This is a genomic window from Streptomyces sp. AK08-02, assembly GCF_033795085.1.
Lineage (GTDB): Bacteria > Actinomycetota > Actinomycetes > Streptomycetales > Streptomycetaceae > Streptomyces > Streptomyces echiniscabiei.
On record NZ_JARAZV010000004.1, the window covers coordinates 214881 to 225786 of the forward strand.

General features: G+C 72.1%; 1 protein-coding gene. It reads left to right on the forward strand.

The features are described 5' to 3' along the window. Nucleotides 1-32: 32 nt before the first annotated feature. A complete protein-coding gene (locus PV734_RS09620) occupies nt 33-10904 on the forward strand; it encodes a type I polyketide synthase (RefSeq protein ID WP_319289250.1) in 10872 nt (3623 codons plus the stop codon). Nucleotides 10905-10906 lie beyond the last annotated feature (2 nt).

Below are 10906 nucleotides of genomic sequence, written 5' to 3' on the forward strand. Positions count from 1 at the left end.
CCGACGCCACAGCCTCTAGGAGCCGAACCTCAATGGCGGATGAAAGCAAGCTTCGCGACTATCTCAAGCGCGTCCTCGCCGAGGCACGCCGCTCCCAGCAGCGTGTGCTGGAACTTGAGGCCGAGAAGTCGGAGCCGATCGCGATCGTCGGAATGGCGTGCCGGCTTCCGGGCGGGGTCGCCGGCCCCGAGGACCTGTGGCGACTGGCCGCCGAGGGCCAGGACGGCGTCTCCGGCTTCCCCACCGACCGCGGCTGGGACCTTGAGAGCCTGTTCGACGAGGACCCCGAGCAGAGCGGCAAGTCGTACGTGACCCGAGGCGGGTTCCTGCACGAGGCCGGGCTCTTCGACGCGGGCTTCTTCGGGATCTCGCCGCGCGAGGCGGTGGCGATGGACCCGCAGCAGCGGTTGCTGCTGGAGACGTCATGGGAGGCCATGGAGCGGGCGGGCGTCGACGCAACGGGGCTCAAAGGGGCGGACGTCGGCGTCTTCGTCGGTGTCATCAACGAGGGCTACGCCACTGGCGGCCCCATCCCGCCGGAACTGGAAGGCTTCACCGGAACCGGCACCACCGGAAGCGTGGCCTCGGGCCGAATCTCGTACGTGTTCGGCTTCGAGGGCCCGGCCGTCACTGTGGACACGGCCTGCTCGTCCTCGCTCGTGGCCATGCACCTGGCCGTGCAGGCACTGCGGCGCGGGGAGTGCCAGATGGCGCTGGCCGGCGGCGCGACCGTGATGGCCGGCCCAGGCATGTTCATGGAGTTCTCGCGCCAGCGCGCCCTTGCCGCCGACGGCCGGTGCAAGTCGTATGCGGATGCCGCGGACGGTACGGGCTGGGCCGAGGGCGCGGGCATGGTCGTCCTGGAGCGGCTGTCGGAGGCGCGCCGCAACGGGCACCGAGTGCTGGCGGTGGTACGGGGTTCGGCGGTGAACCAGGACGGTGCGTCGAACGGTCTGACGGCGCCCAACGGCCCCTCCCAGCAGCGGGTGATCCGTAAGGCGCTCGCCGACGCGGGTCTGTCGACGGCTGATGTGGACGTGGTCGAGGGGCATGGCACGGGTACGGTGCTCGGCGATCCGATCGAGGCGCAGGCGTTGCTGGCGACGTACGGTCAGGAGCGTGAGCCCGGGCGGCCGTTGTGGCTGGGTTCGTTGAAGTCGAACGTCGGTCATACGCAGGCGGCTGCGGGTGTGGCGGGCGTGATCAAGATGGTGCAGGCGATGCGGTACGGCGTGCTGCCGCCCACGCTGCACGTCGATGCCCCGTCTTCACAGGTGGACTGGTCGGAGGGTGCGGTCGAGCTGCTGACGGAGGCGCGGGAGTGGCCGGTCACGGGCAGGCCACGCCGGGCGGGTGTGTCGTCCTTCGGCGTCAGTGGGACGAACGCGCACCTGGTCCTGGAAGAGGCCCCGGCCGTGGCGCAGGAGGCGCATTCGGTGGTGACCGGTGGTGTGGTGCCGCTGGTGGTGTCGGCGAAGAGCCCCAGTGCGCTGGCGGGCCAGGCGGAGCGGCTCGTCTCCTTCATAGAGGCGGGTGAGGAGTCACTGCCGGATCTCGCGGCGGCGCTGGCTTCGCGGCGGGCGGTGCTGTCCGAGCGTGCGGTGGTGGCGGCCGGTTCGCGGGGTGAGGCGCTGGCGGGGTTGCGTGCGCTGGCGCGGGGTGAGTCGAGTCCTGTCGTTGTCACTGGTGGTGGTGTGGCTGCTGGTCGGACGGTGTTGGTGTTTCCGGGTCAGGGTTCGCAGTGGGCCGGTATGGGTCGTGAACTCCTCGACTCCTCACCGGTGTTCGCGGAGCGGATCGCCGAGTGCGCGGCGGCGCTGGATCGTTGGGTCGACTGGTCGCTCGTGGATGTGCTGCGGGGTGATGTTCCGGCTGAACTGCTGGAGCGGGTGGATGTGTTGCAGCCGGCGAGTTTCGCGGTGATGGTGGGTCTGGCTGCGGTGTGGGCGTCGGTGGGTGTGGTGCCGGATGCGGTGGTGGGTCACTCGCAGGGCGAGATCGCCGCCGCGTGCGTGTCGGGCGCGCTGTCGTTGGAGGACGCTGCCCGGATTGTGGCGGTGCGCAGCCAGGTCATCGCCGGGAGCCTCGCGGGCCGGGGTGGCATGGCCTCGGTGGCACTGCCGGAGGCCGACGTCGTCGGGCGCCTGGAGCGCTGGGCGGGCCGGGTGGAGGTCGCGGCGGTCAACGGTCCGGCGTCGGTGGTCATCGCGGGTGATGCCGAAGCCCTGGATGAGGTGCTGGAGGTCCTGGCGGCGGATGGTGTGCGGGTGCGTCGGGTCGCGGTGGACTACGCCTCTCACACACGGCATGTCGAGGCGATCGAGGAGACGCTGGGTGAGGCCTTCGCCGACATCCGTGCTCAGGCCCCCCTGATTCCCTTCTACTCGACCGTGACCGGTGGGTGGGTGCGGGAGGCGGGTGTTCTGGAGGGTGGTTACTGGTATCGCAACCTGCGTAGTCAGGTCCGCTTCGGTCCGGCGATCGCCGATCTCCTGGCTGGGGGTCACACGGTGTTCGTGGAGGCCAGTGCCCACCCCGTCCTGGTCCAGCCGGTCAGCGAGATCGTCGACCAGGCGGATGTCGAGGCGGTGGTGGGTGGTTCGCTGCGCCGTGACGAGGGCGGCCTGCGCCGACTGCTGACCTCGATGGCCGAAGTGTTCGTGCGGGGTGTGCCCGTCGACTGGACCGGGGTCCTGCCGGACGGTGCCGCCAACGGTCACGTCGACCTCCCGACGTACGCCTTCGACCACCAGCACTACTGGCTCCGCCTCGGTCCGGCTGGTGACGCCGCCTCTCTCGGCCTGGCGGGTACCGACCACCCGCTCGTCGGGGGAGTGGTGGCGGTGCCGGAGACCGGCGGTGTGCTCTGCACCTCCCGGCTGTCGCTCCGTACCCACCCCTGGCTCGCGGACCACGCCGTTGGCGACACCGTCCTCCTACCCGTTGCCGCCCTGGCGGAGCTGGCTCTCCGGGCCGGCGACGAGGTCGGCTGCGGCACGCTCGACGAACTGGTCATCGAGGCGCCGCTCGTGCTGCCCGAGCAGGGCGGTGTCCGTGTCCAGGTCAGTGTCGGCGGACCGGACGAGACCGGAGCCCGTACCGTCGCCGTCTACTCGACCCGTGAAGACGCCACCGGCGACACCGGCACCGACGCCTGGACCCGCCACGTCACCGGCACCCTCACGGCGACCGACACCACTTCCGCTCCCGGCTTCGACTTCACCGCATGGCCGCCCCCCGGCGCCCGACGCGTCGAGACGGACGAGCTCTACTCCGATCTGGCAGGCCAGGGCTACGCGTACGGCCCGGTCTTCCAGGGCGTACGGGCGCTGTGGCGGCGCGGCGACGAGACCTTCGCCGAGCTCGCCGTACCGGATGAGGAGCGGGAGGAGGCGGGCCGGTTCGGCGTGCACCCCGCCCTGCTGGACGCCGTACTGCATCCCGTACTCCTGGAGGCCGTGACCGCCGACGGGGACGCGGGCGGCGACGGTCTCCGGCAGCCTCTCGTCTGGCACGGACTGGGGCTGCACGCGGTCGGCGCGACCGTGCTGCGGGCGCGGATCGTGCCCAACGGGCCGGGGACCCTGTCGTTCGAGGCGGTCGACCAGGCAGGTGGTCCGGTTCTGACGGCGGACGCGGTGGAGTTACGGTCGCTGACCGCCGAGCAGGTGCGAGCCGGTGCCGGTTCTCCGGCCGACGACGCGCTGTTCCGTGTCGAGTGGACGCAACTGCCCGGCGACAAGAGCACGTCGGCCGAGATCGCGTCCTGGGCCGCGGTGTCCAGCGCGGGCGAGGTGACGGCGCTGGCCGAGGCGGTGGCGGCAGGCGGCGAGCTGCCGACCGCTGTGCTGCTGCGGGCCGTCACGGTGGCCGACGACACTCCGGTGGATGTGACCAACCGGGTCCTCGCGGCCGTGCAGACATGGCTGGCCGTTCCGGGCCTCGACGCGGTCACACTGGTCGTGGCGACCCGGGGCGCGGTGGGCGCCGGACCCGAGGGCGCGGTCACGGACCCTGCCGGTGGCGCGATCTGGGGCCTGATCCGCGCCGCGCAGACCGAGAACCCCGACAGGATCGTCCTGCTCGACCTCGATCCGGAGATCCGGGCCGCCGACCTCACCCGCGATCCGGATCACCCCAGCGACGTCACCGTGGGGCTGCCTGGCGGACTCGACTCCGTGCTCGGGGCGGTGCTCGGCTCAGGAGAACCCGAGGTGGCCGTGCGCGGCGCGGCCCTCTCGATCCCGCGGCTCGCCCGCGCCTCCGCCGCGGGGCGGACACAGGCGCCGACGGACCTGGACCCGGACGGCACCGTACTGATCACCGGCGGTACCGGCTCGCTGGCCGGCATCCTGGCCCGGCACCTCGTCGTGAACCACGGCGTACGGCGCCTGCTGCTCGTCAGCCGCCGAGGCCGCGCCGCCGCCGGAGCGGACGAGCTGGTCGCCGAGCTGAGTGGACTCGGCGCGACCGACGTCATGGTGAAGTCCTGCGACGTCACCGACCGCGACGCGGTGGCGGCGCTCATCGCGGTGATACCGGCCGAGCACCCGCTGACCGCTGTCGTGCACACCGCGGGTATCGCGGACGCCGGTGTGATCGGCACGCTCGACCCGGCCCGGGTGGCGGAGGTCTTCGCACCGAAGGTGACGGCCGTCCGGCACCTGGACGAACTGACCCGCGAACTCGCCCCGGAACTCAAGGCGTTTGTCGTCTTCTCCTCCGTCTCGTCCGTCTTCCTCGGCGCGGGCACCGGCAGTTACGCGGCGGCCAACGCCTATCTCGACGCAATCGCCCACCAGCGCCGGGCGGCGGGCCTGCCCGCCACCTCACTGGCCTGGGGGCTCTGGGAGCAGACCGCCGGCGGTATGGCGGCCGGCATGGACGACCTCACCCGAAGCCGGATGAACCGGCGAGGCGGCGTACTGCCGATGACCCCTGCCGAGGGCATGGAACTCTTCGACGCGGCACTGCGCACCGGTGACGCCCTGCTCGTTCCGGCCAAGCTGGACCTGCGGGCGCTGCGCGCCGACGCGGCGGCGGGCCGTGGCATCCCGACCCTGCTGCGCGGCCTGGTGCACACCGGCCGAAGGCAGGCACGGGCGGCGGCAGGGGCGAGCGGTGGCGGGCTCGCCGCCCGGCTCACCGGGCTCGCGCCCGACGAGCAGGAGGCACTGCTGCTGCAACTCGTCCGGGCGCACGCGGCGACCGTGCTCGGACACCCGGCGCCCGAGAGCGTCCGGACCGAGAGCGCGTTCCGCGACTCCGGCTTCGACTCGCTCACCTCGGTCGAGCTGCGCAACCGCCTGCGCGAGGCGACCGGTCTGAAGCTGGCCGCCACGGTCGTCTTCGACCATCCCACCCCGCTCGCCTTCGCCCGGTTCCTGCACGGCGAACTGGCCGAGGCGACCGGCGCGGCGCCGGTCGCCGACGAACCGGTCCCGGGCCCGCTCGCCGACCCCGACGAGCCGATCGCGATCGTGGGCATGGCGTGCCGCCTGCCGGGCGGTGTGGCGAGCCCGCAGGACCTGTGGCGGCTGGTCAGCGAGGGCCGGGACGCGATGTCCGGCTTCCCGGACGATCGAGGCTGGGATGTCGAGGGCCTGTTCGACTCCGACCCGGACCGGGCCGGTACGTCGTACGTGAGCCAGGGTGGATTCCTGTACGACGCGGGCCTGTTCGACGCGGGCTTCTTCGGGATCTCGCCGCGCGAGGCCCTCGCGATGGACCCCCAGCAGCGGCTGCTTCTCGAAGGATCGTGGGAGGCGCTGGAGCGGGCCGGGATCGACCCGGGCTCACTCAAGGGCACGGACGCCGGTGTCTTCTTCGGCGTCATGGGTCAGGCGTACGGGGCGGGCGGAACCGTGCCCGCCGAACTGGAGGGCTTCACCGGCACCGGCGGCATGGGCAGCGTCGCCTCCGGCCGCGTGTCGTACGTGCTCGGCCTGCAGGGCCCGGCGGTGACCGTCGACACGGCCTGCTCGTCGTCGCTCGTCGCGGTGCACATGGCCGCACAGTCGCTACGCCAGGGCGAGTGCTCGCTCGCCCTCGCCGGCGGCGCGACGGTGATGGCGACGCCGGGGACTTTCGTGGAGTTCTCGCGGCAGCGGGGCCTGGCGGTCGACGGCCGGTGCAAGTCGTATGCGGATGCAGCGGACGGTACGGGTTGGGCCGAGGGTGCGGGTGTCGTCGTACTGGAGCGTCTGTCGGAGGCGCGCAGGAACGGGCACCGGGTGCTGGCGGTCGTACGGGGTTCAGCGGTGAACCAGGACGGCGCGTCGAACGGTCTGACAGCGCCGAACGGGCTTTCGCAGCAGCGGGTGATCCGCAAGGCTCTCGCCAACGCCGGTCTGTCGACGTCGGACGTGGACGTGGTCGAGGGCCACGGGACCGGCACGGTCCTGGGCGACCCGATCGAGGCGCAGGCTCTGCTGGCGACGTACGGGCGGGATCGCGATCCGGAGCGCCCCCTCTGGCTGGGCTCCCTGAAGTCGAACATCGGCCACACCCAGATGGCGGCCGGTGTCGCCGGCGTCATCAAGATGGTGGAGGCGCTCCGGCACGGCGTGATGCCGCCCACCCTGCACGTGGACGTTCCGTCGTCGCAGGTGGACTGGTCGACGGGGGCGGTGGAACTCCTGACGGAGCCGAGGGACTGGCCGGAGACGGACCGGCCGCGCCGGGTGGGTGTCTCGGGCTTCGGCGTGAGCGGGACGAACGCGCACGTGATCCTGGAGCAGGCGCCGGAGCCTGAGCCGGCGCTGGAGCCTGAACCGACGGTGGATGTGGTCGGTGGTGCGGTGCCGTTGGTGGTGTCGGCGCGGAGCTCGGGTGCGCTGGCCGGGCAGGCGGAGCGGTTGGCGTCCTTCCTCGCTGATGAGGAAGTGTCGCTGTCCCCTGTCGCGGGTGCGTTGGTCACTCAGCGGGCGGTGTTGTCCGAGCGTGCGGTGGTCGTGGCCGGTTCGCGCGAGGACGCCCTTGCCGGGCTTGGTGCGTTGGCGCGGGGTGAGTCGGCTGCGGGCTTGGTGACGGGCAACGGGGTCTCGGCTGTTCGCACGGTGGTGGTGTTTCCGGGGCAGGGTTCGCAGCGGGTGGGGATGGGCCGTGAACTGTACGACCGGTACCCGGTGTTCGCGGAAGCCTTCGATGAGGCATGTGCGGCGCTGGACGGTGGGTTGTCGGGGTGGGTGGAGCATCCGGTCAGGGATGTGGTCCTGGGTGGGGCCGGTGATCTGAGTCGGACGGTGTTCACGCAGGCGGGGTTGTTCGCGGTGGAGACGGCGTTGTTCCGGTTGGTGGAGTCGTGGGGGATCAAGCCGGATGCGGTGATGGGCCACTCCATCGGTGAGATCACCGCGGCTCATGTCGCTGGTGTCCTGTCTCTCGCGGATGCGGCGGTGGTGGTGGCCGCACGGGGCCGGTTGATGGAGGCGTTGCCGCCGGGTGGTGCGATGGTCGCTGTGGCGGCGTCGGAGGCGGAAGTCGCCGGGCTGCTGGGTGAGGGTGTGGGTCTGGCGGCGGTCAACGGTCCTGCGTCAGTAGTGCTGTCGGGTGTCGAGGACGCCGTACTGGCGGTGGTGGCGAAGCTGGGGGAGCAGGGTCGTAAGACCAAGCGGCTGACTGTCTCGCACGCCTTCCATTCGGTGTTGATGGAGCCGATGCTGGCCGAGTTCGCTGCTGTGCTGTCCCAGGTGTCGTGGTCGGAGCCGGAGTTCCCGGTGGTGTCGAACGTGACCGGGCGGCTTGCCGAGCCCGGTCAGCTCACCGACCCGCAGTACTGGGTCGACCACGTCCGCCGTCCCGTCCGCTTCGCCGACGGCGTCACGGCCGCGGCGGGCGACGGCGATGTGGTGTTCGTCGAACTCGGCCCGGGCGCCGCCCTGTCGAGCGTCGTGGGGGAGTCCGCTGGTGAGCGGGCGGCGTGTGTCGCGGCTCTGCGGGATGGTCGTTCCGAGGCGCAGACCCTTCTCGCGGCAGTCGCCGAGGTCTTCGTACACGGAGGGGCGGTCGACTGGGCGGGCATGCTGCCGGTCGCGGGTGCCGCGCACCTCGACCTTCCGACGTACGCCTTCGACCACCAGCACTACTGGCTCCGCCCCACTCCTGCGGTCGACGCCGTCGCGCTCGGCCTCGCCGGTACGGCGCATCCGCTGCTCGGCGCGGTGGTGAGGCTTCCGCAGTCGGACGGTCTGGTCTTCACCTCGCGGTTGTCCCTGCGCACGCACGCCTGGCTCGCGGACCACGCTGTCGGTGGGGTCGTCCTCGTCCCCGGTACCGGGCTGGTCGAGCTGGCGGTGCGGGCCGGCGACGAGGTCGGTTGCGGCACGCTCGACGAACTGGTCATCGAGGCGCCGCTCGTCGTGCCTGAGCAGGGCGGTGTCCGCGTCCAGGTCGCCGTCGGCGGCCCCGACGAGAACGGCGCACGCGCCGTCGACATCTACTCGACCCGCGACGAGGGCACGGAAAGCAGCGGCGCCGACGTATGGATCCGCCACGCCACCGGCCGGCTGGTGCGGGAGACCGCCGTGCGCGCCGCGACGGTCGACTTCGCCGCCTGGCCGCCGCCCGGCGCCGAGCGCGTCGAGGTGGACGTCGACGACTTCTACGCGAGGCTGATCCGGGTGGGCTACACGTACGGCCCGGCGTTCCAGGGCCTGCGCGCGGTGTGGCGGCGCGGCGAGGAGATCTTCGCCGAGATCGCCCTACCGGAGGAACAGCGCGACAGCGCAGCCCGCTTCGGCATCCACCCCGCCCTGTTGGACGCAGCCCTGCACTCCAACGGGTTCGTGACGCCGGTCGACGCCCCCGGCGGAGCGGACCGGTCCCGGACCGTGTTGCCGTTCGCCTGGAACGGCCTGGCGCTGCACGCCACCGGAGCTTCGGCACTGCGGGTGCGGGTGGCGCCGTCCGGGCCGGACGCCGTGTCGTTGCAGGCGGCCGACGAGACCGGCGGCCTCGTCCTGACGACGGACTCGCTCGTGTTCCGGGAGGTCTCCGCCGAACAGTTGGAAGCGGCGGCCGGTGCGGCGGGCGACGACGCCCTGTTCGGTGTGGAGTGGACCGAGCTGTCCGCCGCGACCACGCGTACGGCCGCGCCGGTGCCGTCCTGGGCACCGGTCGCCACCGCCGCCGACGTGGCGGCGCTCGGCGCCCGGGACGAAGCGCCGACGGCAGTGGTCGTACGAGCGGTCGCCGCGGAGGACGATGACGCACTCGGACTCACGGCCCGCGTGCTCGGCGTACTCCAGGCCTGGCTGGTAGCCCCGGCCTTCGAGAGCGGCAAGCTGGTGGTGGTCACTCAGGGCGCGGTGCCGGCCGGCGGCGACGCTGACGTCACCGACCCGGCCGGCGCCGCCGTCTGGGGCCTCATCCGGTCCGCCCAGGCCGAGAACCCCGATCGAATCGTCCTCCTCGACACCGAAGACAGTGCCTTCGAGGGCGACTTGAGCGTGGTGCTGGCCGGCGGTGAGCCGCAGCTCGCGAGGCGCGGTTCGGTGTTGTCCGTGCCGCGTCTGGTGCGTGCAGCCGTCGTCGAGTCGGGAGGGGGTCTTGCTCCGGCTGTCGGGGGCACGGTGCTGGTGACCGGTGGTACGGGTTCGTTGGGTGCTGTGGTGGCTCGTCACCTGGTGTCCGAGTACGGCGCTCGTCATCTGGTGCTGGCGAGTCGGCGTGGCCCGGATGCGGAGGGTGCGACGGAACTGGTCGCCGAGCTGCGGGAGTTGGGTGCGGAGTCGGTGGCGGTGGCGGCGTGCGACGTGGCCGACCGGGACGCGATGGCTGCGCTCCTCGGTTCGGTGTCGGCGGAGCATCCGCTGACTGGGGTCGTGCACACGGCTGGTGTGTTGGACGACGGTGTGATCGGTGCGTTGACGCCGGAGCGGCTGGCGTATGTGTTCGGGCCGAAGGTCGCGGCTGTGGGGCATTTGGACGAGCTGACTCGGGGCATGGACCTGTCGGTGTTCGCGGTGTTCTCGTCCGCGTCCGGGTTGTTCGGTTCGGCCGGTCAGGGCAACTATGCGGCGGCGAACGCCTATGTGGACGCGGTGGCTCACCGGCGGCGGGCGGCGGGGCTGCCGGGCACGTCACTCGCCTGGGGCCCGTGGGAGCAGACCGCCGGAATGACCGCGGCAACCGAGGTGGCCCATCGCACCCGTACCAACCGGCGCGGCGGCATCGTGCCGCTCCGGCAGAAGGAGGGTCTGGCCCTCTTCGATGCGGCACTGAGCGGTGACCGAGCGCTGTTCGTGCCGATCGATCTGGACCTGCGGGCTGTCCACGCCGAGTCGGCGACGGGCGGCGGCGTGCCGCCCCTGCTGCGGGGCCTGGTCCGAGGCACCCGCCAGGTGGTGCGAGCCGCGTCCGGTGACAGCGGTGACGGCCTGCGCCGCCGGCTGGCCGGGCTCGCGCGGGCCGAGCAAGAGGCCGTGCTCCTCGACCTCCTTCGCACCCATGTGGCGACGGTGCTGGGGTACAGCGGTCCGGAGGGGGTCGTGGCCGGTACGCGGTTCAAGGACGCCGGCTTCGACTCGCTCACCTCGGTCGAGCTCCGGAACCGACTCCGTGAGGCCACCGGCCTCAACCTGGCCGCGACGGTGGTCTTCGACTACCCGACCCCGCTCGCGCTGGCCCGCCACGTACACGCCGAACTCCTCCCGGACGGTGCGAAGAGCGGAACGGAGGTCGACGAAGAGCGGCTGCGGCATGTCCTGGCCTCCCTCCCACTGGCCCGGATCCGGGAGGCCGGACTGCTGGACGCCCTCGTCGAGCTGGCCGCTCTCGACACTGCCACACCCGCTGCCGGGCAGCCGGACGAGACCGACGGACCGGGGACGCTCGCCGGTCTTGACGTCGACGACCTCGTTCAACTGGCGCTCGGTGACAGCTACGAGGACCTCGAAGGCTGATG

Excerpts from the sequence above, each read along its gene's own strand:
- PV734_RS09620 (WP_319289250.1), top strand. The coding sequence starts at position 33 with ATGGCGGATGAAAGCAAGCTTCGCGACTATCTCAAGCGCGTCCTCGCC.